We start from the raw sequence: 22,978 nt of genomic DNA on the forward strand, positions 1-22,978 counted from the left end.
GTTCGGCCCGCATGAGCCAGGAATGCCCCTGCGCAAGCGCAGCCGCTGGTGGTGGCTCGGCCCGCTGGCGAGCTTCGTCATCTTCGGCGCCTCGCTGGTCGTGCTCTGGCATATCATCAGCGGGATGGAGCCGGGCCAGCTTGCCGGCGCCTTCGCCAATGCCAGCCTGCGCCAGCTCGGCCTCGCCGTGGCCTTCACCGCGCTGAGCTACCTGCTGCTGACCGGCTACGACAAGCTGGCACTGCGCCGGCTCGGCCTCTCGATTCCCTATCGCACAACCGCGCTCGCCTCCTTCACCAGCTATTCCGTCTCGTTCACGCTCGGCTTCCCGATCGTGACCGGCGGCACGGTGCGCTACTGGATCTATTCGCCGAAGGGGGTGCGCGCCTCCGAGGTGGCGAGCCTGACGGTCATCGCCGGCATCACCTTCTGGCTCGGGCTCGGCGCCATCCTTTGCGCCAGCCTGATCTATTCAGCCGATGCGGTGGCGATGCTGGCGCGGACCTCGCCGCTGGTCGTCCAGATCGTCGGCGGGCTCGTGGGCCTGGGCATCCTCGGCTATCTCGCCTGGATCGCCACGGACGAACGGACGATCCGGGTGCGCGGCTGGAACCTGCACCTGCCCGGCCTCGGCACCACGCTCGGCCAGATGGCGCTCGGCGCCTGCGAGGTCTGCGCGGCCGCCGCCGTGCTCTTCGTGCTGCTGCCCGGCGGCTACGGCCTGGAATATCCGACCTTCCTCGCCGCCTATATCTTCGCCTGCCTGATCGGCATCGCCAGCCACGCGCCGGGCGGGCTCGGCGTGTTCGAGGCGACGATGCTCGTCGCGCTCAACCGCTTCCCCTACGAGCATGTGCTGGGCGCGCTGCTGATCTTCCGGGTGGTCTACTACATCCTGCCGTTCATCCTGGCGCTGGTGCTGCTGGCGCTGAACGAGATGATCCGCCGCATCCGTCGCCACGAGCCGTAGGGTCTGCGCCTACTTCATCGCGACGATGATCAGCAGGAAGGCCAGCATCAGCAGGAGCAGCCGGAAGCTCCAGTTGATTTTGCCCAGCTGCTCGGCTGCGGTTTCCGGCCAGTCATCCTCGGTCTCATGGACGGGAGCCGGCACGGGATCGGGGGTCGGCGCGGTCTCGATGGCAACCGGAAGCTCGCGAGGCCGCCACTCGATCGTCTCGATGAAGCCGTGCGCGGGCTGGGTCGAGCGCCCATCGGCGTCGAGGCCGAGATACCAGTCGAGCGGTTCGCCATTCGTGCGCCCGCGATCCTCCTCGCGCATCCAGAGGCTCGTCGTAGCGCTCAGCGAGATGTCCTGCGCCAGGCCGGCGAGCATATCCGCCTCGAGCGCTGCAAACACGGCGGGCGCCAGAAAGGCCTCGGCGAAGGGCTGCGAGGCGCCATCTTCGTCGCGGCAGCCGAGCATCAGGAGGAGGCGCGGCTGCTCGCCAGCCTGCGACAGCGGGCGCAAGGTCAGGGCAATCGTGCCGGCCTCGCCTTCGCGCCCGGCGCGGCGCAAACCGCCATCGACAACCGTCGCTTCGGTGAGGAAGCGCCGGCTTTCCTCCAGACGGCCGTCGCGGCTTTCGAAGCCGCCGACGAAACGCAGGCCCGAAGCCGACAGCCGGAAGCGCCGCGCCGCATCCTGGATATAGCGGGTCGACAGACCCTCGATCGCCATCCGCCCGTCGCTGACGGAAACGCTGCGCGCCACGCCTGATTCGTTCATGTTTCCGTCCTGTTTCGCCGCGACGATAACAGCTCAGGCTGCCCGCGTCAGGCGACGGGCTCCTGACAGCGTCACGCCGATGCCGCAGGATAAGGGCATCCTCGAACCATCATGGAGGCAAAAGACGATGGCCGACGAACTCGTCCTTTACACCAACCCGATGTCACGCGGACGCATCGCCCGCTGGATGATGGAGGAGATCGGCCAGCCCTACCGGGCCGAGATCGTCGGCTTCGGCACGCCGATGAAGAGCGCGGACTACAAGGCGCTGAACCCGATGGGCAAGGTGCCGACGCTGGTCCATGGCGATACGGTCATCACGGAATGCGCTGCGATCTGCGCCTATATGGCCGATGCCTTCCCGCAGGCCGGGCTCGCGCCCGCGCCGAACAGCCGGTCGCGCGGCCCCTATTATCGCTGGATGTTCTTCGCCGCCGGCCCCGTCGAGGCCGCCGTCGCCAGCAAGGCCTTCGGCCTGGAAGTGCCGCCCGACCGGGCGCGGTCCATCGGCTACGGCACCTATGCCGATACGATGGACACGCTCGAATACGCGGTGACCCGCGGCGAGTACCTGACCGGCGACCGTTTCAGCGCCGCCGACGTCTATGTCGGCTCGCAGGTCCTGTGGGGGCTGCAATTCGGCACGATCGAGAAGCGGCCGGCCTTCGAGGCCTATGGCGCCCGCATCTCCGCGCGGCCGGCGGCCCGGCGCGCCGCCGAGATCGACGATGCGCTGATGGCCGAGATGCAGAAGCAAGGGTGAACGCGCCCGGCGCATGGCGCATGGCCGATTGGACCGGTTGCCCGGCGGACCCGGCAGGGCTAATGCTGCGGGCAGAATTTCGCCCGCCGCTGCCGCATGACCGCAGCCGCCGGGTCTAGCAGCAAGCTTCGCGATCGCCATGAACGACATGTCCGCCCTTGCCCGGCCGCGCCACGGCATGGGCTTCTACCCCTTCGTCGGCCTGACCGCCGCCTTGATGGCGACGAACGCGCTCGCCATCGATTCGATGCTGCCGGCCTTGCCGCAGATGGCCGAGGCGCTCGGCATTGCCGAGGCCAACCAGCGGCAATGGATCATCACGGCCTATCTGCTCGGCTTCGGCGTCTCGCAGATCTTCTACGGCACGATCTCGGATCGGTTCGGCCGGCGCCCGGTGCTGCTCACGGGCCTTTCGATCTACGTGGTCGCCAGCATCGCCGCTGCCTTCGCCGGTTCGTTCGAGGCGATGATGGCAGCGCGCGTGGTGCAGGGCATCGGCGCCGCTGCGACCCGCGTGCTCGTCGTCTCGATCGTGCGCGACTGCTATTCCGGCCGCGAGATGGCGCGCGTCATGTCGCTAGCCATGATCGTCTTCCTGGCCGTGCCGATCCTGGCGCCCTCGATCGGCCAGGCGATCCTCTGGGTCGCGCCCTGGCGCTGGATTTTTGGCGTGCTGACCAGCTTCGGCGCTTTCGTGATGCTCTGGGTCCTGCTGAAACTGCCCGAGACCCAGCATCCCGAGGATCGCAAGCCGATCGAGCCGGCGAGCGTGCTCGCCTCCTTCCGGACGACGCTGACCAGCCGCATCGGCGTCGGCTACATGCTGGCCATGGCCTTCGTGCTCGGCGGCCTCTTCGGCTTCATCAACTCGGCGCAGCAGGTCTTCGTCGACGTCTTCCACGCGCCGGAGCTGTTCACCACCATCTTCGCCCTGATCGCGATGTTCATGGCGGCGTCCTCGCTGCTGAATTCGCGCATCGTCGGCAAACTCGGGATGCGCCGCGTCTCGCATGGCGCGCTGCTCGGCTATATCGCGCTGACCGGCATCCATGCGCTGGTGGCGCTGGCCGGCCATGAATCGCTCTGGAGCTTCGCGATCCTGCAGGGCGGGGCGATGTTCTGCTTCGGGCTGATCGGCCCCAATTTCGGGGCGATGGCGATGGAGCCGCTCGGCCATGTCGCCGGCACGGCCTCCTCGGTGCAGGGCTTCGTCACCACGGTGATCGGCGCGCTGCTCGGCTTCTATATCGGCCAGCATTTCAACGGCACGGTCGTGCCGCTGACGCTGGGCTTCGCGCTCTGCGGCATCGCGGCGCTCGTCGTCGTGCTGATCGTGGAGCGAGGCCGGCTGTTCCATCCGGCGCCGGGCCGGGTCTGAGAAAGCCCTTAGGCCATTGTCATCGCATCGGGTTTTTCCGAAAAGTGGGATCCACTTTTCGGCCCGATGCTTTCACCTGCGCACCGCCGCCTGCGGCGACGGGAATGCCTGGAATCCGCTTCGGTCCGACCTGGACCGAGAGCGGTCCGCCCTAGGCTCGGGAAAGACGCCGCCACCGCCTTCCCGCAGAACGCATAGACGCGCTCAGGTCGTCTGCAGGTTCACGGCCGAGTTCTTGCCGGTCTTGCGATCCGGCTCGAGATCGTAGCTGACCTTCTGCCCTTCGTTCAGACCGCGCAGACCAGCGCGCGTCACTGCGCTGACATGGACGAAGACATCATTGCCGCCGCCATCCGGGGTGATGAAGCCGTAACCCTTGGTCTCGTTGAACCATTTCACGGTTCCCGTACTCACATGCCGTTCCTTCCATAGGCTCGCCGGTTCCCCCGGCGGGGTAATGTAAGGAGCAAATCGTCCCACTTGCAACGACGCGCCGCACAACCCGTGCCGCGCCTGCGAAAAGCGTGCCGCAATGCCTCCCGTGCAGGCCCGCCGCCGCCGCAAGCCGCTTGCGGTCCGGGCGCCGCTCGCCCATGAACGGCGCAAGCTTGTGATCAAGGGAGCAGCAGGATGAGCAATTTTGTGATCGACCCGCCGGCCGTGACGGCCGTCCCGGTCGCGGGCGGCGGCTCCTTCCCCGTGCGCCGCATCTTTTGCGTCGGCCGCAACTACGCCGAACATGCCCGCGAGATGGGTCATGATCCCGATCGCGAGGACCCGTTCTTCTTCACCAAGCCGGCCGATGCGCTGCTGATCAACGGCGCCGACATGCCCTATCCGAGCAAGACGAAGGACCTCCACCACGAGATGGAGCTCGTCGTCGCGATCGGCACCGGCGGCAAGGACATCCCCGAATCCGAGGCGCTGGCCCATGTCTACGGCTATGCCGCCGGCCTCGACATGACCCGCCGCGACCTGCAGAACGTCGCCAAGAAGGCCGGGCGCCCCTGGGACATGGCCAAGGGCTTCGACCTCTCCGGGCCGATCGGCGAGATCGTGCCGGCGAGCCATGCCGGCCATCCCAGCGCCGGCAAGATCGAGCTCACCGTCAACGGCGTCGTACGCCAGACCTCCGACCTCGCCAAGCAGATCTGGAACGTCGAGGAGACGATCGCCTATCTCTCCGGGCTCGTCGAACTGAAGCCGGGCGACCTGATCTTCACGGGCACACCGGAAGGCGTCGCCGCGGTGAACAAGGGCGACGTACTCGAAGGGGAGATCGTCGGCGTCGGCACCGTCCGCACCCGCATCGCCTGACCTAACGACACGACAAGGACCGCATTATGCGCCTCACCCCCGACGCTTCCGGCGTCTTCCCGATCGCGCCGACCCCGTTCAACCCGGATGGCAGCATCGACTGGGCCTCGGCCGACCGGCTGTTCCAGTTCTATCACGACATCGGCTCGGACGGCGTCACCGTGCTCGGCATCATGGGCGAGGCGCCCAAGCTCGAGCCCGAGGAATCGGTCGAGCTGGTCAAGCGCTGCGTCGCCCGGATGGGCGGCAAGCCGATCATCGTCGGCGTCTCGGCGCCCGGCTTCGCGGCGATGCGCTCGCTCGCCCGGCAGGCGATGGATCTCGGCGCCGGCGGCGTGATGATCGCCCCGCCACCCTCACTGCGCACCGACGACCAGATCACCGGCTATTACGCGCAGGCCGTCGAAGCGATCGGCAGCGACATCCCCTTCGTCATCCAGGACTATCCGCTGACGCTCTCGGTGGTGATGACGCCGGCCGTGATCCGCAAGATCGTCATGGACAACCCGTCCTGCGTGATGCTGAAGCACGAGGACTGGCCGGGGCTGGAGAAGATCTCGACGCTGCGCAAGTTCCAGAAGGAAGGCTCGCTGCGCCCGATCTCGATCGTGACCGGCAATGGCGGACTCTTCCTCGATTTCGAGATGGAGCGCGGCGCGGACGGCGCCAATACCGGCTATGCCTTCCCGGAGCTGCTGATCGACGTGGTCCGCCTGCAGAAGGCCGGCAAGCGCGACGAGGCCCATGACATCTTCGACGCGCATCTGCCGCTGATGCGCTACGAGCAGCAGCAGGGCGTCGGCCTCGCCGTGCGCAAGTATACGATGATGAAGCGCGGCATCCTCAGCCATGACGCCCAGCGCAAGCCGGGCGCGGCGCTCAGCGCCGCGGCCAAGGCCGAGGTGGACTACCTGCTGTCGCGCATCGCCAAACACGATCCGCGCGCGAAGATCTGAAGAACCGCAACCGTCATGCTCGCCCCCGTGGCGAGCATCCACGGCTTGAACACGCCTTTCGATCCATGAAGACGTAGATGGTCGGGACAAGCCCGACCATGACGGCATGTGGCAGCCTGGGGCTCAGTGCCCCTTGTGCTCGCCGGCGGCGCCCTTTGCCGCAATCGAGTCGACCTTGAACTCGACATCGACGGTCCCGGCCTTCTCGAAGGTCAGCGTGCCCTTCATCATCTCGCCCTGCTTGAGCTGCTGCTTCAGGTCCATGAACATGATGTGGTAGCCGCCGGGCTTGAACTCGACCTTGGCGCCGGCCGGAACATCGACGCCATTATCCAGTGGCCGCATCGTCATGATGCCGTCCTTGACTGCCATCTCATGGACTTCCGCGCGCGCCGCGAAGGGAACGGACACCGAGACCAGCCGGTCCGCGACCGTGCCCGTGTTCTCGATCGAGAGATAGCCGCCGCCGACCTTGGCGCCAGCCGGCGTGGCGCGCGACCAGGGATGGCCGATCTTGAGCGGACCCGCCTTGAATTCATGGGCGGTGGCGAAGCCGGCCGAGAGCAGGAGAGCCGCGGCGGCGAGTGAATAGGAAAGCTTCATGATGGATATCCTGGATGAACGGGCCGCTGACGCAGCCTCGTGAAGACGTGCCCTCGCTCCCAAACGAAGCGGACAGGCCGGAATTGGATGCGGATGGGCAGGCGGAGGTTTCAGCCCAGCGGCGGCGCGCGCGATTGCGCGAGCCCGGCCGCGAAACGATGCGGCAAACCCTCGGCCCATAGCTCGGCCGCAACGAGCCGCGTGGCGAGGCGTCCCGGTACGGGCGCAGCCTCGACTGGCGGGCCAGCGAGAACCGGATTGAGCGGACAACCCTTGCAATGGGCGAGATCGCCGAGAGGAACCGGCTGGCCTTCATTGGGAACCGGAGCGCCCGAGCAGAGCACGACGCCGTCCGAACCACCGAACGCCGCCATGGCAGGAGCCGGCGCGAGCGCCAGGGCCATGACGCAAAGCGCATAGGCCATCGCCAGCCAGGCCCCGAGCCCGGAGCGGCGAAGACGATCGAGAAGGGCGGCGCGAGCCTGCATGGCCGCAAATGGCGCCGCTTCCCCGGCTTCGTCAAGCCGCGCATTGCCGCATCCGTCATCGGAGCAAGGAGCTTGCGGAGAAAATTCTTCTCCACGCCCTAGTTTCTTTAAAAGAACGATCCGGTTGACAAAGAGGACAATTCCGACCAGATTGCAGATCGTTCCTTGAGCAATCGGGGAGCCGCGGAGATTTGAGCAGCAGCTTGCGCCGCGTCACCAAACGCTAAAGCGCCACGACTGGGTCGTGGGCTCCAGATCGAGGAGACTGACATGACCGTTGCGAAAACGAGCCGAAGCCAGATTAGCTTCCGCCGAATGTCCTGCCGCTGTCGACGCTGAGATCGCAAGGCCGAAAGGTCCTTCCCATCCGTTCGTTCCGACGCATGCCGCATTGGCGGCAGAAGGCAGTCCCATGTCCCAGATTCATTCCCTTCCCGACCGGGCTCGCCCGGCGCAGCAAGCCTATGTCATCGAGCTCGGCGAGGCCCAGATCGGGCTCGTGAGTCGCCGCGCCGACGAGCGCGACTTCACCTTCGTCTCGGCCTCCGCCGCCTTCCGGGCGCTGGATGGCCAGCGTTTCGCCACGCCCGGCGCTGCCGAGACCGCCGCCCGCCGGCTCTCCCGCTCGCAGCGGGGCGCGCCGCTGCTGCTGGCTTCATGAGGCGGCGATGCAGCTTCTTGCCGCTCTCTGGAACGGTATCGCGAACTGGTTCGCGCAAGCCGTTCCGGCCACTTTCGACCCGCTCGACGCCGCAGCCGCGGACGACCAGCGCCGCTCGGTCCATGACGTGACCATCGAGCAGCTCGGCATCGCCCACTGGTCCTGCCACACGCATTTCTGAGGACATGATGAACGCCCCCGTCAGACCCGGTACGCTCAGTGCCGGCGTCTCTTCTGTTTCCTTGCCCCTATCCTTGCCCGAGCCGGCGATCCGCTTCGAGCGGGTCGGCAAGACCTATCCGGGCCGCCGCGGCCAGCAACCGGTCGGCGCGCTCGCCGGGATCGATCTCGACGTGCCCGCCGGCACCATCCTCGGCGTGATCGGGCGCTCCGGCGCCGGCAAGTCGACGCTGATCCGCCTCGTCAACGGGCTGGAGCGCGCCACCGAAGGGCGCATCCTGATCGAAGGCACCGATGTCACGGGCCTCAGCGAATCCGGCTGGCGGCAGCAGCGCCGGCGGATCGGCATGATCTTCCAGCATTTCAACCTGCTCTCGTCGCGCACGGTCTTCGACAATGTCGCGCTGCCGCTGGAGATCGCCGGCGCCGGCAAGGCCGAGATCGCCGCCAAGGTCGAGCGGCTGCTTGCGCTCGTCGGGCTGTCCGACAAGAGCGCGCGCTATCCGGCCGAGCTTTCGGGCGGGCAGAAGCAGCGCGTTGGTATCGCCCGGGCGCTGGCCACCGATCCGAAGGTGCTGCTCTGCGACGAGGCGACCTCGGCGCTGGACCCCGAGACGACGCGCTCGATCCTCGCCCTGCTGAAGCAGGTCAATCGCGAACTCGGCATCACCATCCTGCTGATCACCCATGAGATCCCCGTCATCAAGGAGATCTGCGACCGCGTCGCCGTGATCGAGGGCGGGCAGATCGTCGAGCAGGGCGAGACCTTCGCGGTCTTCACCAACCCGCAGCATCCGACGACCACGAGCTTCGTCGAGACGGTGACCGGCGTTGAGCTGCCCGAGCATCTCGCCCACCGCATCCGCAAGGAGGCGCGCGCCGGCGACAATATCGTGCTGCGCATCACCTTCCTCGGCGAGAACGCGACCGCCCCGGTGATCAGTCGTCTGAGCGCCATCGTCGGCGTCGACGTCAACATCCTGGCCGGGCGGATCGACGCCATCGCCGGCCAGCCCTTCGGCAGCCTGCTCGTCTCGGTGCCCTCACGTGCCCCTGAGAGCGACGCCGTGCTCGGCGCCCTCAGAAGCCTCGGACTCAAGGCGGAGGTGATCGGCCATGTCTCCTGAAATCATCCGCCTGATCGCGCAATCGACGCTGGACACGCTGGCCATGGTCGCGGTCGCGGCCGGCATCGGCACGCTGTTCGGCCTGCCGCTCGGCGTCTTCCTCGCCACCAGCAAGCGCGGCGAATTGTTCGCGGCGCCGGCCGCCAACCTCGTTCTCGGCACGCTGGTCAACGCCACGCGCTCGACGCCCTTCATCATCCTGGTCGTCGCGATCATCCCGTTCACGCGCCTGATCGCCGGCACCTCGATCGGCACCGCCGCCGCGATCGTGCCCCTCACCGTCGCCTCCACGCCCTTCATCGCAAGGCTGATCGAAGGCGCGGTGCGCGAGGTAGACCAGGGGCTGGTCGAGGCCGCACGCGCCATGGGCGCCACGCCCGTGCAGATCGTGCGCAAGGTGCTGGTGCCCGAGGCGCTGCCGGCGATCGTGCTCGGCCTGACGCTGGCTCTGGTCAGCCTGATCGGCTTCTCCGCCATGGTCGGCGCGGTCGGTGGCGGCGGGCTCGGCGATCTCGGCATCCGCTACGGCTACCAGCGCTTCATGCCGGACGTGATGGCGGCGGTCGTCGCCGTACTCATCGTCCTCGTCCAGCTCGTCCAGAGCATCGGCGACCGGCTCGCCCGCCATCTCAACAAGCGCCTGCGCCACGCCTGACGCTGCCCCATTCATCCGCATCCGACTGAAGGAAACGACATCATGACGACTCTCCTCAACCGTCGCGCCGCGCTTCTCGCCGGCTTCGCCCTGACGCTCGCCGCCGTCCCCGCGCTCGCCCAGCAGAACCAGGTGATCCGCATCGGCGTCTCGCCCGGCCCGCATGCCGAGATCCTGGAGAAGGTGAAGCCCGTCCTCGCCAAGAAGGGCATCGAGCTCAAGATCATCGAGTTCTCCGACTATGTCGTGCCGAACCAGGCGCTCGACGCCGGCGAGCTGGAGGCCAATTCCTTCCAGAACCAGCCCTATCTCGACAACCAGGTGAAGGATCGCGGCTTCAAGATCGAGAGCGCCGGCCTGACCGTGAACTTCCCGCTCGGCATCTACTCGGCCAAGTACAAGGACTGGTCGCAGGTGCCGGATGGTTCGACCGTCGCGATCCAGAACGACCCGACCAATGGCGGCCGCTCGCTCCTGCTGCTGCAGGACAAGGGCGTGATCAAGCTGAAGGACGGCGTCGGCTTCAAGCCGAGCCCGGCCGATATCGTCGGCAACCCGAAGAAGCTGAAGATCATCGAGATCGAAGCCGCGCAGACCCCGCGTTCGCTGGCCGACGTCGCGGCTGCCGCGATCAACACCAACTATGCCGTCGATGCCAAGATCGACCCGGCTTCTGCGATCCTGCGCGAGGATGCCAAGGGCCCCTATGTCAACCTGATCGCCGTGCGCAGCGCCGACAAGGACAAGCCCTGGGTCAAGACGCTGGTCGAAAGCTACCACACGCCCGAGATCAAGGCCTTCGTCGCCGAGCGCTTCAAGGGCGCCGTCCTCGCCGGCTGGTAACCGCTCCTCCCCACCTGGCTCTCCAGTCATATGGCCAGGCGCCTTGCCCCGGATGCGACCCGCATCCGGGGCTTTTTGTTTGCGGGATCAGCGCGGCAGCGGGCCGAACGCGAAGAACTGGGTCTCGCCGGAGGAATCGTCGACGCCGTCATTGTCGGTGACGACGAAGAGGTTGCCGGCCTTGTCGACCGCCATGCCCTCGACCTTGTCGAGACCGTAGCCGCCGGCCTTCATCAGGTCCGGCGTCAGGTCGCGCAGCAGGGTCTTGGTCACGGTCGGGATTTCGGTCGCGCCGATCGCTGCCGGCTTCAAGCCCTTCACCGAGAAGGTCTGGAGCGTCTTCACCGCCTTGGCGCCGAAGCCGTTGTCGCGCTCGATCACGGCGAAGCGGTCGTCGCCAAGGGAAACCAGCTCGGAGAGGCCCATCCAGAAGCCCGCGGCCGGCTGCGACAGCGGGTAGTGCAGCACGCCCCATTCCTTGCTCGCCGGCTTGTAGGAGAGCAGCTTGGCCTTGCCCTTGGGATCGTCCTTCCATTCGCGCTGAACGGCGAGCCAGACGGTCTCGTCCGCGCCCGTGCCGGTCACAGCCACGCCCTCGAAGCCGAAGCGGACCGCGTGCTTGGCGAGCGCTTCCGGCAGGCGAATCTCCTCCTCGACCTCGCCCTTGGCCGAGACACGCAGCAGGATATCGGCGAGCGGCGCATCCTTCTTCTCGGGGTTGCCCTCGGAAGCCAGCCAGAAGCCGCCGCCCTCGCGGGTCGCGATGCCCTCGAGGTCGTAGGAGGCGGGCTTGCCGTCCCTGGTCACGGTGATAGCGCCGGTGATCTTCGCGGGCTTCTGCGTCGCGTCGATCTCGAGGAGGCGCGAGGGCGTATAGGCGCTGTCGGTGATCGCGAAGAGCTTGCCCGGAGCCGCGCGATCCGCCGCGAGACCCGAAAGCGCGCCCCAGCCGATCGGCAGGCCGTTCTCGTCGGCGGACTGGATCGTCGGATAGGCGGCCGTCTGCTCGGCGCGGCGATAGATCATCACGGCCGAGCGGGCACCGCCCTTCTCGCCGACATCGGTCTCGGAAGCGGAAACGAAGAGATCGCGCTGCGGGATGGCGAGCAGGCCCTCAGGGCCGATGCCGGTCGGCAGCGCCTGCAGGAAGCGCGGCGCCTTGCCGGCCCCCTCGTCCTTATAGACCAACACCAGCGAGGCGCGCTCCAGCCCGACGAAGATCAGACGGTCGTTGCCATAGGTCGCAACCTCGATGCCTTCGGGCTCGCTGCCCTTCGCGCCCGAGCGCTTCTCGGGATAATGGCCGAGGCGCATGGCGGTGTGATCGACATCGGAGCCGGAATCAAACTCGACGGTGCCGTCCTTGCGGAAGATCGTGAAGCCGCGCGAGCCGCCCTTCCAGTCGCCCTCGTTGGCGGTGACGAAGCGGTCATTGTCGAGCCAGCGCACGGCGTCGGGCTCGCGCGCGACGCCCTTCAATTCTTCGGTCGGGCTGATCCTGCCGTCGCGGGTCTTGTCGATGTTCTTGAGATCGACCGTGCCGGCGGAGAAATGCGTCACGACCTTGCCGGTCTTCGAATCGACGATGGCGAGGTGGTTGTTCTCCTGCAGCGTCACCACGACGAGCCCGTCCTGGTTGACGTCGACGAATTCCGGCTCCGGATCGGTCGGCTCGACGGCGGCGATGCCGGTCATGTCGACGACCTGGCGGGTGGCGCAGTCGATGGCGCCGTCCTTGATGCCGATCAGGGTCAGGTTGCCGGCGGGAAGCTGCGGCAGGGCGCCCTTGTTGAGCTTCTCGTCACGCTCGTTCTCGATGGCGATGACGATCTTGCCCTTGTCCTTGGTCAGCGTGACCGAGTCCGGCTGGCCGCCGAGATCGCATTTCGCCACGACCTGCTTCGTCTTGAGGTCGACGGTGGCGAGATGGCCAGCCGGCTCCTTGAAATTGTCGCCGGATGTGACGACGGCGACGAAAGCCTTGTCGCCGAGGATGGTGACCGAGGTGGATTCGCCTTCGAGCGGCACGAAGCCGGCGGGCTTGGGGTTGGCGGGATCGGCGATGTCGATGATCCCCAGCGCCTTCTGCTCCGCGTCGGTATAGGCGAGCAGCGTGCCGTCGCCATTGGCGGCGATGATCTCGGAGACGGTCTTCTTCTTGGGATCGCGGTCGGCCGGCAGGTTCTGCGGCACGGAGAAGGTGGCGATCCGGTTGAAGAGCGGCTCGGCCATGGCCGTGCCGCTGAGCAGGACAGCGGCAAGAGCCGCGAGGACGAGGGGCTGGCGCATGGGATCTCACCGCTGACGGGGACAGAGGCCCGTCGGCTAATCAGCCCATGCGACAGTCACATGACGGTTTTCAACGAAGCGACGCGGCTTCGCCGGAAAGGGCTGCCGCACCGGAGCGCTTGAAGCCGATGACTTCGAGCTCGGTTACGATCGCAACCGCAGCAGCCTGGGCCAGGACGAAGGCGATGCCGAGCCCGGTCGGCGCGAACCAGCCCATCAGCAGGATCGCGATGCTGTCGGCGATCCAGAACAGATTGATGCCGATCACGGCATAGACCGCGAGGCGCGGCAAAACCCTGCGGCTGGCGAACCAGGCGATCAGCGCCGCGCAAGGCAGCAGCACGAGGCCGGCGCCGCGCAGGAACTCCGCGGGCAGGCCGAGCGGGGCGGCAAGCGGCCCGGCCGCGGTGGCGAGGATGAGGCCGAGGCCGGCGCAGGCGGCGGCATCGAGGACGAGAGCGCTGCGCAGCAGGGGCGAGGACTGGATCAGCGACATGGCATTCTCCTTGGCGGTTCTGGGCCTCAAGCCCGTTTCGATGAGGGGATGCTGACGGAACCGCGTCGGCCGGTCGATTAAGCGGGAGGTAATTGGAACGGCCCGCCGGGATCGCTAGCTTCTCCGCCATGACGACACACCACCCTCCCCCGATCGGCGCATTGCTGCGCGACTGGCGCCAGCTTCGCCGATTCAGCCAGCTCGATCTCGCGCTCGAAGCCGAGATATCGCAGAAGCATCTCAGCTTCATCGAAAGCGGCCGCTCGCGGCCGAGCCGCGAGATGGTGCTGCTCCTGGCCGAGCATCTCGGCGTGCCCCTGCGCGAGCGCAACGCGCTGCTGTTGGCGGCGGGCTACGCCCCGATCTATCCGGAGCGGCCGCTGGAAGACCCTTCGCTGAACGCCGCCCGCAGCGCGATTGACCTGATCCTCAGGGGGCACGAGCCCTACCCGGCTGTCGCCGTCGATCGGTACTGGACGCTGCTGGCCTACAACAACGCGGTGACGCGATTGCTCGGCCTCGTTGCGGACGCGGAACTGCTGAAGCCGCCGGTCAATGTGCTGCGCCTGTCGCTGCATCCGGACGGGCTCGCGCCCTTCATCCTCAATCTCGCGGAATGGCGCGCGCATCTGCTGGCCAGGCTGCGCCAGCAGGTCCGGGCGACCGCCGATCCCAAGCTCGGCGAATTGCTGGGGGAGCTCATGGGCTACCCCGACCCTGGCGGGGGGACGCAATCGCGCCACGAAGCCGAGGCGGAAGCCGCGATCGTAGTCCCCATGCAATTGAAGCTCGGCGAGACCACGCTGTCGCTGATCTCGACGACGACCGTGTTCGGCACGCCTGTCGACATCACGCTTTCGGAGCTGGCGCTGGAGACGTTCTTTCCGGCCGATGCGGCCACCGCAGAGGCGCTGCGTGGCCTCGCCGCGCAGGCGGAAAGTGCGACCTGAAACCCGGAACCTTTCCGCGCCGCGCCAGTTCTCCCAGCGGACAAACGGCTGGGGGCCGACCTTTCAGGAGTTAAGCGCGATGGGCAGCACGACCGACAAGATCAAGGGCCTGGCCAACGAGGCCGCCGGCAACGTCAAGCAGGCCGCCGGCAAGGCGTTCAACAAGCCGGACCTCGAAGCCGAGGGCGCGGCCCAGGAGCTGAAGGGCGAGGCCCAGCAGGCGCTGGGCAAGGGCAAGGACGCGATCAAGAAGGTCGTCGACAAGGCCTGAGGCATCCGCCTCAAAGCAAAAGGGCCGCCGAAAGGCGGCCCTTTTTCATGGTCGGGTTCTAGCCGTCATGCTCGGGCTTGACCAGAGCATCTCATGCCGGAAGAGGTTCCTTCGCCTCACTTGCCAGAGATTCTCGGGTCAAGCCCGAGAATGACGCCCTGGACGGCTCAGGCCGTGCCGCCGAAACCGCCGAGGAAATCCTTGACCCGGCCGAAGAAGCCGGCCGTCTCCGGATGGTTGTTGTGCGAGCTCTCGCGCTCGAACTCCTCCAGCAACTCGCGCTGGCGGGCCGTCAATTTCTGCGGCGTCTCGACCACGACCTGGATGTAGAGGTCGCCGACATCGCGCGAGCGCAGCACGCTCATGCCCTTGGCCTTCAGGCGGAACTGCTTGCCGGTCTGGGTGCCCTCAGGAATCTTGACCCGCGCCTGCTCGCCCGACAGCGTCGGCACTTCGATCTCGCCGCCGAGCGCGGCGGAAGCCAGCCCGATCGGCACGCGGCAGAACAGGTCGGCGCCATCGCGCTGGAAGATCGCGTGCGGCTTGATCGAGAGGAAGATGTAGAGATCGCCCGCAGGCCCGCCGCGCAGGCCCGCTTCGCCCTCGCCGGCCAGGCGGATGCGCGTGCCGTCCTCGACGCCGGCCGGGATGTTCACCGAAAGCGTGCGCTCGCGGGTGACGCGCCCGGCGCCCTGGCAGTTCTTGCAGGGGTCGTCGATAACCTCGCCGCGGCCCGAGCAGGTCGGGCATGTCCGCTCGACCGAGAAGAAGCCCTGATTGGCACGGACGCGGCCATGGCCGCCGCAGGTCGGGCACTGGCGCGATTTCGAGCCGGGCTTGGCGCCGGTGCCGGAGCAGGCGTCGCAGGAGATCGAGGTCGGCACCCGGATCGACTCGTTCTTGCCGGTGAAGGCCTCTTCCAGCCCGATCTCGAGATTGTAGCGCAGGTCGGCGCCACGCTCGCGGCCATTGGCGCCGCGCGCGCCGCCGCGCCGTGCATCGCCGAAGAAGGAATCGAAGATATCCGACATGAAGTCGGAGAAATCGGCATTGCCCCCGGGGCCACCGCCGCCGCCATTCTCGAAGGCCTGATGGCCGAAGCGGTCATAGGCCGAGCGCTTCTGGCCGTCCGAGAGAACCTGATAGGCCTCGTTGATTTCCTTGAACTTGATCTCGGCTTCCTTGTCGCCGGGATTCTTGTCGGGATGATGCTGCATCGCGAGCTTGCGGAAGGAGCCCTTGAGCTCGACCTCCGTCACGGTCCGGCTGACGCCGAGAATCTCGTAGTAATCGCGTTTCGACATCGAAATGTCTGTCCCCGCAGCTTTGACGCGGCATGGCCGGGCAGCGAGCCCGGCCATCCGTACAGCATGCAATTCCTGGACGCGATGACCGGGTCGAGCCCGGCCAAAACGTCGCTTGCGTTACGAGCGCGCGATCACGCGCTCTTCTTCTTGTCGTCCGAGACGTCCTTGAAGTCGGCGTCGATGACGTCGTCCTTCTTGGCTTCCTCGGCCGGCTCGCCCTCGGCGGCGGCAGCGCCTTCGGCCTGGCTCGCCGCATACATCGCCTCGCCGAGCTTCATCGAAGCCTGCATCAGCTCGTTGGTGCGGGCCGTGATGGCCTCGGCGTCCTCGCCGGTCAGCGCGGTCTTGAGCGCCTCGACCGCGGTCTCGATCGCCGCCTTGTCGGCTTCGGAAACCTTGTCGCCATAGTCGTTCAGCGACTTCTCGGTCGAATGCACCAGGCTCTCGCCCTGGTTCTTGGCCTCGACCACCTCGCGGCGCTTCTTGTCCTCGGCGGCGTTGGCCTCGGCATCCTTCACCATCTTCTGGATATCGGCCTCGCTGAGACCGCCCGAAGCCTGGATCTTGATCTGCTGCTCCTTGTTGGTGGCCTTGTCCTTCGCCGTCACGGACACGATGCCGTTGGCGTCGATGTCGAAGGTCACCTCGATCTGCGGCATGCCGCGCGGGGACGGCGGAATGCCCATCAGGTCGAACTGGCCGAGCAGCTTGTTGTCGGCCGCCATCTCGCGCTCGCCCTGGAAGACCCGGATCGTCACCGCGTTCTGGTTGTCCTCGGCGGTGGAGAAGACCTGGCTCTTCTTGGTCGGGATCGTGGTGTTGCGGTCGATCAGACGCGTGAATACGCCGCCCAGCGTCTCGATGCCGAGCGAGAGCGGGGTCACGTCGAGCAGCAGCACGTCCTTGACGTCGCCCTGCAGCACGCCGGCCTGAACCGCGGCGCCGATGGCGACGACCTCGTCAGGATTGACGCCCTTGTGCGGCTCCTTGCCGAAGAACTGCTTCACGACCTCCTGCACCTTCGGCATGCGGGTCATGCCGCCGACGAGGACGACCTCGTCGATCTGGCCCGCCGACAGGCCGGCATCCTTGAGCGCCTTCTTGCAGGGCTCGATGGTGCGCTGGACGAGATCGTCGACCAGGCTCTCGAACTTGGCGCGCGAGAGCTTGATGGCGAGGTGCTTCGGGCCCGAGGCATCCGCCGTGATGTAGGGCAGGTTGATCTCGGTCTGGGCTGTGGTCGAGAGCTCGATCTTGGCCTTCTCCGCCGCTTCCTTCAGGCGCTGGAGAGCAAGCTTGTCCTTCTTCAGGTCGATGCCCTGCTCGCGCTTGAACTCGTCCGCCAGGTACTCGACCAGGCGCATGTCGAAGTCCTCGCCGCCGAGGAAAGTGTCGCCATTGGTCGACTTCACCTCGAAGACGCCGTCGCCGATCTCGAGGATCGAAACGTCGAAGGTGCCGCCGCCGAGGTCATAGACAGCGATCGTGCCGGCCTGCTTCTTGTCGAGGCCATAGGCCAGCGCAGCCGCGGTCGGCTCGTTGATGATGCGCAGCACTTCGAGGCCGGCGATGCGGCCGGCATCCTTCGTCGCCTGGCGCTGGGCGTCGTTGAAATAAGCGGGAACCGTGATGACGGCCTGAGTGACGGGCTGGCCGAGATAGGCCTCCGCCGTCTCCTTCATCTTGGTCAGCGTGAAGGCCGAGATCTGCGACGGCGAATAGTCCTTGCCGTCGGCTTCGACCCAGGCATCGCCCGAGGAGGCCTTCTTGATCTTGTAGGGAACGAGCTTCAGGTCCTTCTGCGTCATCGGATCGTCGAAGGTCCGGCCGATGAGGCGCTTGATCGCGAAGAAGGTGCGCTCCGGGTTGGTGACGGCCTGGCGCTTCGCAGGCTGGCCGACAAGGCGTTCGCCGTCATCCGTGATGGCGACGATGGAGGGCGTGGTGCGCGCGCCTTCCGAATTCTCGATGACCTTGGGCGTCGAGCCTTCCATCACTGCAACGCAGCTGTTGGTCGTGCCGAGGTCGATACCAATGACTTTACCCATGGATGGGATCCCTTTCGATTGAGCAGATCGCCGACCTGCGACGGTTGTCCGTCGCCTGCCGGCCCATGGACCGGATCGCCCCCGCTTCAGCGGCGAACGAAACCGGCATTCCACGTTTGACGGTGGTTAAACCGCCCCTTGGCGGCGTATATAGTGAGGGTGTTCCACCCCTTGCAAGACAGGCGAGCCGATTAAGCAACGGGGAGCACCGGCCGGGCTGCCCGCGAAACGCGCTTTCCGGCCGGGTGTGGCCTTCCCGTCCTTGTCTAACCCGGCTCGCGCCTGCATGCAGAAAGGCCGTTCAGGCTTCACTGGGCCGCCATGACTCGACCGATGCGCCTTATCCTGGCCTCGATAGCCCTCGCCACGGCCGCAACCGTGGCGCATGCGCAGCCACTGCAACTGCCCGGCGCCCAGCCGTTCAACGCGCCCGGAACCCAGCAGGCCGCGCCCTCCCGGCCCGGCGCCCCGGCAGCGCCGCGCCCACCCAGCATGCCCGCCATCAAGGTCGCCGGCGAGGATGCCATCATCGGCAAGACCCTGCACCGCCACGGCCATCACGGCGAGGCGGTGTTCTCGAAGACGGCGACGGGCTATGGCCTCAAGCTCAATCTCGACGGTTTCCAGAGCACGAACCTCGTCGAGCCCTGCGCCGTCTCCTTCGGCGACGCGCCTCTCCCCGTCACGGCGCTCGGGCGCCCGGCCGGCGTGCCGCGTTACCGGCTGGAGGCGCCGATCTGCCCGATCGTCTTCGACGTGCTCGACGGCGCCTTCCTCGTGGTCGAGCCGACGGAGCCTTGCGTCGTCCAGGCCGCGCAATGCCGGATCGACCCGCGCGGGCTGTGGGGGCCCGATGCGCGCGTGGTTTCAGGGCAGGCCAAGGAGATCGAGCGCGCGCGCGGCGTCGCCGAGCGCGCCGTGCGCGAGGGCTACCGGACGCTGACCGCCAAGTCCGACGCCATCGAGCAGCGCGTGCTCGCGCGCGAGCAGGCCGGCTTCTCGGCCGAGCGCGAGATGATCTGCCGGGATTTCCAGCGCGAGGGCCAGTTCGGCTTCTGCGGCGCGCGGGTCACCGAGGCGCGGGCCGCCTCGCTGCGCGCCCGGCTCGGCCTCAACACCGAGCCGAAGGCCGCCGCGACCAAGCCGAGGCCACGCCCGAAGCCTGCGCCGCTCTCGCTGACGCCGACGCAATAGCGGGGCAGAGCGTCATCCCGTGCGCGCTGCGGCATGAAATGCCGCTGCGCAGACACGGGACCGCATGACGAGAGGGCGCCTTTCAAGCGCGCGCCCTGCCCGAGAGGGCGCCTTTTCCTGCGGACGGTCCCGCATCTGCGCAGCAGCACTTGCGTGCCGCAGCGCGTGCGGGATGACAGCGGTGGCTTCAGCTCATCCGGGCCGCGAGCGAGGCCTCGTCGAGCCCGGCGAGCGCATCGATCAGATGCATCGCGAAGCTGCCGGGCCCGGCGGCCCGTTCGGCCGCGATCTCGCCGGCGATACCATAGGCCGTGAGCGCTGCCGCCGCCGCGATCATCGGGTCCGGCTCGACCGCCCGGCAAGCCGCGACCAGCGCGCTCGATGCGCAGCCGAGGCCGGTGACCTTCGTCATCCACGCATGGCCATGCGCCACCGACAGGCTCCGGCCTTCGGTCTCGATCCGGTCGACCGCGCCGGTGGTGACGCGCACGATATCCCGCCTCAGTACGAAAAGTGGCTCCAGCACGGCCATTTCGGTGGCATTGCCGCGCACCAGCACGTGGAACGATGCCAGGACGTCGCCGACCAGCCGCAATCTCAGGGGTGAGAGCTCGACGAAGACGGGGTCGAGCACCAGTGGAATGCGGTGCTTCTGCGCCACGGCCAGGAGCTTCGGGATGGCCCGCTCGCCCTCCGGGCTGATCGTGCCGAGATTGATCAGGATCGCGCCCGCGCCCGCCGCGACGGCCGCGACCTCGTCGGGGTGGCCGGCCATCGAGGGCACCGCCCCGAAAGCCAGCAGCATGTTGGCGGTGACGTTCTGCGCCACCGTATTGGTCAGGCAATGGACGCGTGGGCGGCGTTCTGCCACCCGCGCGAGGATCGATGCGACGCCGGCGGCGTCGAGCTTTTCGCTGAAAGCGCTCATTCTGCCGCAGGTAGATAGATGCTGCCGCCCTTGTCGAGGAATTCCTTCGACTTGGCGGCCATGCCCTCGTCTGCAAGCGCCTCCAGCGCCTTGCGCTCGTTTTCACCCATGGCCAGCACCTCGGCGCGCAAATCCTGCGTGATCTTCATCGAGCAGAATTTCGGGCCGCACATCGAGCAGAAATGCGCGACCTTGTGGGCGTCCTTCGGCAAGGTTTCGTCATGGAATTCGCGGGCCGTGTCGGGGTCGAGTGCCAGGTTGAACTGGTCCTCCCAGCGGAAGTCGAAACGGGCGCGGCTGACCGCGTCGTCCCGGATCTTCGCCGCCGGATGGCCCTTGGCGAGATCGGCGGCATGGGCCGCGATCCGGTAGGTGATGACGCCGGTCTTGACGTCGTCGCGGTTCGGGAGACCCAGATGCTCCTTCGGCGTGACGTAGCAGAGCATGGCGCAACCATACCAGCCGATCATCGCAGCCCCGATGCCCGAGGTGATGTGGTCATAGCCCGGCGCGATGTCGGTGGTCAGCGGTCCAAGCGTATAGAACGGCGCCTCGCCGCATTCGCGCAATTGCTTGTCCATGTTCTCCTTGATCTTGTGCATCGGCACATGGCCGGGGCCCTCGATCATCACCTGGCAGCCCTTGTCCCAGGCGATCTTGGTGAGCTCGCCCAAGGTCTCCAGCTCGGCGAACTGGGCGCGGTCATTGGCATCGGCGATCGAGCCGGGCCGCAGGCCGTCGCCGAGCGAGAACGAAACGTCGTAGCGGCGCATGATCTCGCAGATCTCGTCGAAGCGCTCGTAGAGGAAGCTTTCCTTGTGATGCGCAAGGCACCAGCGCGCCATGATCGAGCCGCCGCGCGAGACGATGCCGGTGACGCGGTTCGCCGTCAGCGGGACGTAAGGCAGGCGCACGCCGGCATGGATGGTGAAATAGTCGACGCCCTGCTCGGCCTGCTCGATCAGCGTGTCCTTGAACACCTCCCAGTCGAGCTTGATCGGATCGCCGCCGACCTTCTCCAGCGCCTGGTAGATCGGCACGGTGCCGATCGGCACCGGCGAATTCCTGAGGATCCAGGAACGGATGTTGTGGATGTTGCGGCCGGTGGAGAGGTCCATCACCGTGTCGGCGCCCCAGCGGATCGCCCAGACCAGCTTCTCGACCTCCTCGGCGGCGCCCGACGTCACAGCCGAGTTGCCGATATTGGCGTTGATCTTGACCAGGAAATTGCGGCCGATCGCCATCGGCTCCAGCTCGGGGTGGTTGATATTCGCGGGGATGATCGCTCGGCCGCGCGCGATCTCGTCGCGGACGAATTCGGGCGTGACGAATTCCGGGACGCTGGCGCCGAAGCTCTCGCCATCGGCATGGCGTTCGCGCGCGCCCTCCAGCATGGCGGCCCGGCCGAGATTCTCGCGATGCGCGACATAGATCATCTCGGGGGTGACGATGCCGGCCTTCGCGAACTCGTATTGCGTCGTCATCTGGCCTGGCTTCGCCTCGAGGATCGGACGCTCAGCCGGACAGGCGGGAACGAGCTGCGCTTCGCTGATATGGCCGTTATCGGCGGCCGTCACAGCGCGTCCGGGCACAGTCTGGAAGCCACGCGCATCGAGCCAGGCGCGGCGCGGCTGATTGAGGCCGGCATTGAGATCGATCTTCGCATCGGTCTCGGTGAAGGGCCCGGACGGATCGTAGAGCCGTACCGGTGGCTCGGCATCCGTCGTCAGCACGACCTCGCGGAAGGGCACGCGCATCTCGGGATGCTCGGGCGCCGCGACATAGATCTTGCGCGAGCCGATGATCGGCCCGGTCGTCACGCTCTGGGGAGCGGTCTTGACGCTGTTCTTCTGGGGTTTTGCGTGGGCATTCATAAGGGGATCTCCTCCTTGGTACAGGTCAGGAGATCCGGCGTCGAAGCGGTTCAAGCGCTGTGATGCGGGTGCAGGCCAAGGCTGCACCGCGTTCCAGTCCCTCCGCCGGTATGACCCGGATCAGGTTCGATGGGTTCAGCTTCGAAAGCCGTCTCAGCCCTTGCGGGCACCCCTCGGAACGCGGACGAGGTTAGGCGCAGCGCCGCCGCTTGGCAACGGGCTGTGCAAAGGTCTGGTCGGATTGGACGGAGGGCTCAGACAGTCAGGTCGACCAGCGTGCCCTGCCCGGCCGGCAGCGCGGCTTGCGTCTGCTCGGCGCTCTGCTGGAGCATGGCGACCAGAGCCTGATCGGCCTGCGCATTCTGCCTGAGCATCTCGACGGACAGCGCCTGCTGGGTCGAGGCGGCCTGCATCGTGACGATGCTCTGGGCAAGGGAAACGGTGTCGCTCATGGCGGGCACCCTAGCCGGGCAACCCTACCAAATCCTCAACCCGGTTGCTCAAGGTGCGATGATCGAGGGCACCGGCTTGGGCATCGGCGGATCGCGCTCGGGCCGGACCTGCGCCTTGTCCTCGCCGGTACCGCGCTTTTCGTCGCGGGGCGCCATAGTGTTGGGCGTCGTCGGACGAGCCGCCTCCCCCGATCGCGGCGCCGGCGGCACGCCGGGAGCCTGCGGTCTGGCCGGAGGCGATACCGTCTGGGCCTGCACCGGCACTGCACCAGGCAGGCTGGCGGCCAGCAATCCAGCCAGAACCGGAACGAACTTTCTCATGGCGGCATCTCCCTTCGGCCTGGACCATTGCTTGTCGCATTTTCTTCACGCGAACCGGTGCCCACCTCGCTTGAAAATGCTCTGTCCTCCGCAAATGAAACAGGCGCAGGGAACGGGTGTTCCCTGCGCCTGCGGAAGAGCGGGGCTG

At 67.0% G+C, this 22,978-nt stretch carries 25 protein-coding genes and 1 riboswitch; of the genes, 13 read left to right on the forward strand and 12 right to left on the reverse strand.

The window, feature by feature from the left end:
- The first annotated feature begins 22 nt into the window (after positions 1–22).
- Positions 23–970 carry a lysylphosphatidylglycerol synthase domain-containing protein gene (locus AC1RLU_RS20330; protein ID WP_061971670.1) on the forward strand — a complete coding sequence of 316 codons (948 nt, stop codon included), beginning with the start codon at positions 23–25 and terminating at the stop codon, positions 968–970.
- Positions 971–979: 9 nt separating this feature from the next.
- Here AC1RLU_RS20330 and AC1RLU_RS20335 read toward each other — a convergent pair whose 3' ends face one another.
- Positions 980–1,729, reverse strand: a complete 750-nt coding sequence (locus AC1RLU_RS20335; RefSeq protein ID WP_492797839.1) for a hypothetical protein — start codon at positions 1,727–1,729, stop codon at positions 980–982.
- A 127-nt stretch (positions 1,730–1,856) separates the two neighbouring features.
- Between AC1RLU_RS20335 and AC1RLU_RS20340 the strand changes: the two genes are divergently transcribed.
- Both AC1RLU_RS20340 and AC1RLU_RS20345 read left to right on the forward strand, forming a co-directional pair.
- A complete protein-coding gene (locus AC1RLU_RS20340; protein WP_492797840.1) occupies positions 1,857–2,492 on the forward strand; it encodes a glutathione S-transferase family protein in 636 nt (211 codons plus the stop codon).
- A 139-nt stretch (positions 2,493–2,631) separates the two neighbouring features.
- On the forward strand, positions 2,632–3,870 hold the full coding sequence (locus tag AC1RLU_RS20345; RefSeq protein ID WP_492797842.1) for a multidrug effflux MFS transporter: 1,239 nt from the start codon (positions 2,632–2,634) through the stop codon (positions 3,868–3,870).
- Between the two features lie 204 nt (positions 3,871–4,074).
- Here the strand turns inward: AC1RLU_RS20345 and AC1RLU_RS20350 are convergent, their stop codons facing one another.
- Entirely contained in the window at positions 4,075–4,284 is a 210-nt protein-coding gene (locus tag AC1RLU_RS20350) for a cold-shock protein (RefSeq protein WP_061971665.1), read from the reverse strand.
- Between the two features lie 216 nt (positions 4,285–4,500).
- Between AC1RLU_RS20350 and AC1RLU_RS20355 the strand changes: the two genes are divergently transcribed.
- On the forward strand, positions 4,501–5,187 hold the full coding sequence (locus tag AC1RLU_RS20355) for a fumarylacetoacetate hydrolase family protein (protein ID WP_061971663.1): 687 nt from the start codon (positions 4,501–4,503) through the stop codon (positions 5,185–5,187).
- 26 nt (positions 5,188–5,213) lie between these two features.
- On the forward strand, positions 5,214–6,143 hold the full coding sequence (locus tag AC1RLU_RS20360; RefSeq protein ID WP_091857761.1) for a dihydrodipicolinate synthase family protein: 930 nt from the start codon (positions 5,214–5,216) through the stop codon (positions 6,141–6,143).
- 123 nt (positions 6,144–6,266) lie between these two features.
- On the opposite strand, the gene AC1RLU_RS20365 is transcribed toward AC1RLU_RS20360, so the two are convergent.
- Positions 6,267–6,746: a copper chaperone PCu(A)C gene (locus AC1RLU_RS20365; RefSeq protein WP_492797844.1), complete on the reverse strand. Its 480-nt coding sequence runs from the start codon at positions 6,744–6,746 to the stop codon at positions 6,267–6,269.
- Positions 6,747–6,856: 110 nt separating this feature from the next.
- The gene (locus tag AC1RLU_RS20370; protein ID WP_113586356.1) at positions 6,857–7,234 is read right to left on the reverse strand and encodes a hypothetical protein; all 378 of its coding nucleotides are present in this window, start codon (positions 7,232–7,234) and stop codon (positions 6,857–6,859) included.
- Between the two features lie 412 nt (positions 7,235–7,646).
- On the opposite strand from AC1RLU_RS20370, the gene AC1RLU_RS20375 reads away from it, so the two are divergent.
- Genes AC1RLU_RS20375 through AC1RLU_RS20395 form a run of 5 tightly spaced genes read left to right on the forward strand, consistent with a single transcriptional unit; the run spans position 7,647 to position 10,700 of the window.
- A complete protein-coding gene (locus tag AC1RLU_RS20375; RefSeq protein WP_492797846.1) occupies positions 7,647–7,895 on the forward strand; it encodes a hypothetical protein in 249 nt (82 codons plus the stop codon).
- A gap of 7 nt (positions 7,896–7,902) precedes the next feature.
- Complete coding sequence (locus tag AC1RLU_RS20380) at positions 7,903–8,076, forward strand: hypothetical protein (protein WP_156407231.1); 174 nt, start codon at positions 7,903–7,905, stop codon at positions 8,074–8,076.
- A 7-nt stretch (positions 8,077–8,083) separates the two neighbouring features.
- Positions 8,084–9,202, forward strand: a complete 1,119-nt coding sequence (locus AC1RLU_RS20385; RefSeq protein WP_492797848.1) for a methionine ABC transporter ATP-binding protein — start codon at positions 8,084–8,086, stop codon at positions 9,200–9,202.
- Positions 9,192–9,857 (forward strand): methionine ABC transporter permease, encoded by a 666-nt coding sequence (locus AC1RLU_RS20390; protein ID WP_492797849.1) that lies wholly within the window; start codon positions 9,192–9,194, stop codon positions 9,855–9,857. Before AC1RLU_RS20385 ends, AC1RLU_RS20390 begins: the two co-directional genes overlap by 11 nt.
- A gap of 42 nt (positions 9,858–9,899) precedes the next feature.
- Positions 9,900–10,700: a MetQ/NlpA family ABC transporter substrate-binding protein gene (locus tag AC1RLU_RS20395; protein ID WP_492797851.1), complete on the forward strand. Its 801-nt coding sequence runs from the start codon at positions 9,900–9,902 to the stop codon at positions 10,698–10,700.
- Positions 10,701–10,787: 87 nt separating this feature from the next.
- Here the strand turns inward: AC1RLU_RS20395 and AC1RLU_RS20400 are convergent, their stop codons facing one another.
- Together AC1RLU_RS20400 and AC1RLU_RS20405 are read right to left on the reverse strand one after the other, a co-directional pair.
- Positions 10,788–12,989 carry an esterase-like activity of phytase family protein gene (locus tag AC1RLU_RS20400; RefSeq protein ID WP_492797853.1) on the reverse strand — a complete coding sequence of 734 codons (2,202 nt, stop codon included), beginning with the start codon at positions 12,987–12,989 and terminating at the stop codon, positions 10,788–10,790.
- 70 nt (positions 12,990–13,059) lie between these two features.
- Positions 13,060–13,485 carry a hypothetical protein gene (locus AC1RLU_RS20405; protein WP_492797854.1) on the reverse strand — a complete coding sequence of 142 codons (426 nt, stop codon included), beginning with the start codon at positions 13,483–13,485 and terminating at the stop codon, positions 13,060–13,062.
- 128 nt (positions 13,486–13,613) lie between these two features.
- Between AC1RLU_RS20405 and AC1RLU_RS20410 the strand changes: the two genes are divergently transcribed.
- Positions 13,614–14,435, forward strand: coding sequence for a helix-turn-helix domain-containing protein (locus AC1RLU_RS20410; RefSeq protein WP_492797856.1), 822 nt, complete (start codon positions 13,614–13,616; stop codon positions 14,433–14,435).
- A gap of 79 nt (positions 14,436–14,514) precedes the next feature.
- Positions 14,515–14,706, forward strand: a complete 192-nt coding sequence (locus AC1RLU_RS20415) for a CsbD family protein (protein ID WP_492797858.1) — start codon at positions 14,515–14,517, stop codon at positions 14,704–14,706.
- 167 nt (positions 14,707–14,873) lie between these two features.
- Here the strand turns inward: AC1RLU_RS20415 and dnaJ are convergent, their stop codons facing one another.
- Entirely contained in the window at positions 14,874–16,010 is a 1,137-nt protein-coding gene (gene dnaJ / locus AC1RLU_RS20420; RefSeq protein WP_492797860.1) for a molecular chaperone DnaJ, read from the reverse strand.
- 134 nt (positions 16,011–16,144) lie between these two features.
- Positions 16,145–18,061, reverse strand: a complete 1,917-nt coding sequence (gene dnaK / locus AC1RLU_RS20425) for a molecular chaperone DnaK (protein WP_492797862.1) — start codon at positions 18,059–18,061, stop codon at positions 16,145–16,147.
- Between the two features lie 333 nt (positions 18,062–18,394).
- On the opposite strand from dnaK, the gene AC1RLU_RS20430 reads away from it, so the two are divergent.
- Positions 18,395–19,255, forward strand: coding sequence for a hypothetical protein (locus tag AC1RLU_RS20430; RefSeq protein ID WP_091857292.1), 861 nt, complete (start codon positions 18,395–18,397; stop codon positions 19,253–19,255).
- 187 nt (positions 19,256–19,442) lie between these two features.
- On the opposite strand, the gene AC1RLU_RS20435 is transcribed toward AC1RLU_RS20430, so the two are convergent.
- The 4 genes from AC1RLU_RS20435 to AC1RLU_RS20450 all read right to left on the reverse strand — a co-directional run bounded on the left by AC1RLU_RS20435 (position 19,443) and on the right by AC1RLU_RS20450 (position 22,830).
- Positions 19,443–20,183, reverse strand: a complete 741-nt coding sequence (locus AC1RLU_RS20435) for a hydroxyethylthiazole kinase (protein WP_492797864.1) — start codon at positions 20,181–20,183, stop codon at positions 19,443–19,445.
- A complete protein-coding gene (thiC, locus tag AC1RLU_RS20440) occupies positions 20,180–22,057 on the reverse strand; it encodes a phosphomethylpyrimidine synthase ThiC (protein WP_061971637.1) in 1,878 nt (625 codons plus the stop codon). Before thiC ends, AC1RLU_RS20435 begins: the two co-directional genes overlap by 4 nt.
- Before the next feature lie 79 nt (positions 22,058–22,136).
- Positions 22,137–22,241, reverse strand: a riboswitch (TPP riboswitch).
- Positions 22,242–22,311: 70 nt separating this feature from the next.
- Positions 22,312–22,509: a hypothetical protein gene (locus AC1RLU_RS20445; protein WP_091857295.1), complete on the reverse strand. Its 198-nt coding sequence runs from the start codon at positions 22,507–22,509 to the stop codon at positions 22,312–22,314.
- 48 nt (positions 22,510–22,557) lie between these two features.
- The gene (locus AC1RLU_RS20450; RefSeq protein WP_162766347.1) at positions 22,558–22,830 is read right to left on the reverse strand and encodes a hypothetical protein; all 273 of its coding nucleotides are present in this window, start codon (positions 22,828–22,830) and stop codon (positions 22,558–22,560) included.
- Positions 22,831–22,978: the final 148 nt, after the last annotated feature.

The organism is Allobosea sp. GW822-FHT05A11 (assembly GCF_058800455.1).

Excerpts from the sequence above, each read along its gene's own strand:
- AC1RLU_RS20330 (WP_061971670.1), top strand. The coding sequence starts at position 23 with ATGCCCCTGCGCAAGCGCAGCCGCTGGTGGTGGCTCGGCCCGCTGGCG.
- AC1RLU_RS20335 (WP_492797839.1), bottom strand. The coding sequence starts at position 1,729 with ATGAACGAATCAGGCGTGGCGCGCAGCGTTTCCGTCAGCGACGGGCGG.
- AC1RLU_RS20340 (WP_492797840.1), top strand. The coding sequence starts at position 1,857 with ATGGCCGACGAACTCGTCCTTTACACCAACCCGATGTCACGCGGACGC.
- AC1RLU_RS20345 (WP_492797842.1), top strand. The coding sequence starts at position 2,632 with ATGAACGACATGTCCGCCCTTGCCCGGCCGCGCCACGGCATGGGCTTC.
- AC1RLU_RS20355 (WP_061971663.1), top strand. The coding sequence starts at position 4,501 with ATGAGCAATTTTGTGATCGACCCGCCGGCCGTGACGGCCGTCCCGGTC.
- AC1RLU_RS20360 (WP_091857761.1), top strand. The coding sequence starts at position 5,214 with ATGCGCCTCACCCCCGACGCTTCCGGCGTCTTCCCGATCGCGCCGACC.
- AC1RLU_RS20365 (WP_492797844.1), bottom strand. The coding sequence starts at position 6,746 with ATGAAGCTTTCCTATTCACTCGCCGCCGCGGCTCTCCTGCTCTCGGCC.
- AC1RLU_RS20370 (WP_113586356.1), bottom strand. The coding sequence starts at position 7,234 with ATGCAGGCTCGCGCCGCCCTTCTCGATCGTCTTCGCCGCTCCGGGCTC.
- AC1RLU_RS20375 (WP_492797846.1), top strand. The coding sequence starts at position 7,647 with ATGTCCCAGATTCATTCCCTTCCCGACCGGGCTCGCCCGGCGCAGCAA.
- AC1RLU_RS20380 (WP_156407231.1), top strand. The coding sequence starts at position 7,903 with ATGCAGCTTCTTGCCGCTCTCTGGAACGGTATCGCGAACTGGTTCGCG.
- AC1RLU_RS20385 (WP_492797848.1), top strand. The coding sequence starts at position 8,084 with ATGAACGCCCCCGTCAGACCCGGTACGCTCAGTGCCGGCGTCTCTTCT.
- AC1RLU_RS20390 (WP_492797849.1), top strand. The coding sequence starts at position 9,192 with ATGTCTCCTGAAATCATCCGCCTGATCGCGCAATCGACGCTGGACACG.
- AC1RLU_RS20395 (WP_492797851.1), top strand. The coding sequence starts at position 9,900 with ATGACGACTCTCCTCAACCGTCGCGCCGCGCTTCTCGCCGGCTTCGCC.
- AC1RLU_RS20400 (WP_492797853.1), bottom strand. The coding sequence starts at position 12,989 with ATGCGCCAGCCCCTCGTCCTCGCGGCTCTTGCCGCTGTCCTGCTCAGC.
- AC1RLU_RS20405 (WP_492797854.1), bottom strand. The coding sequence starts at position 13,485 with ATGTCGCTGATCCAGTCCTCGCCCCTGCTGCGCAGCGCTCTCGTCCTC.
- AC1RLU_RS20410 (WP_492797856.1), top strand. The coding sequence starts at position 13,614 with ATGACGACACACCACCCTCCCCCGATCGGCGCATTGCTGCGCGACTGG.
- AC1RLU_RS20415 (WP_492797858.1), top strand. The coding sequence starts at position 14,515 with ATGGGCAGCACGACCGACAAGATCAAGGGCCTGGCCAACGAGGCCGCC.
- dnaJ (WP_492797860.1), bottom strand. The coding sequence starts at position 16,010 with ATGTCGAAACGCGATTACTACGAGATTCTCGGCGTCAGCCGGACCGTG.
- dnaK (WP_492797862.1), bottom strand. The coding sequence starts at position 18,061 with ATGGGTAAAGTCATTGGTATCGACCTCGGCACGACCAACAGCTGCGTT.
- AC1RLU_RS20430 (WP_091857292.1), top strand. The coding sequence starts at position 18,395 with ATGCGCCTTATCCTGGCCTCGATAGCCCTCGCCACGGCCGCAACCGTG.
- AC1RLU_RS20435 (WP_492797864.1), bottom strand. The coding sequence starts at position 20,183 with ATGAGCGCTTTCAGCGAAAAGCTCGACGCCGCCGGCGTCGCATCGATC.
- thiC (WP_061971637.1), bottom strand. The coding sequence starts at position 22,057 with ATGAATGCCCACGCAAAACCCCAGAAGAACAGCGTCAAGACCGCTCCC.
- AC1RLU_RS20445 (WP_091857295.1), bottom strand. The coding sequence starts at position 22,509 with ATGAGCGACACCGTTTCCCTTGCCCAGAGCATCGTCACGATGCAGGCC.
- AC1RLU_RS20450 (WP_162766347.1), bottom strand. The coding sequence starts at position 22,830 with ATGAGAAAGTTCGTTCCGGTTCTGGCTGGATTGCTGGCCGCCAGCCTG.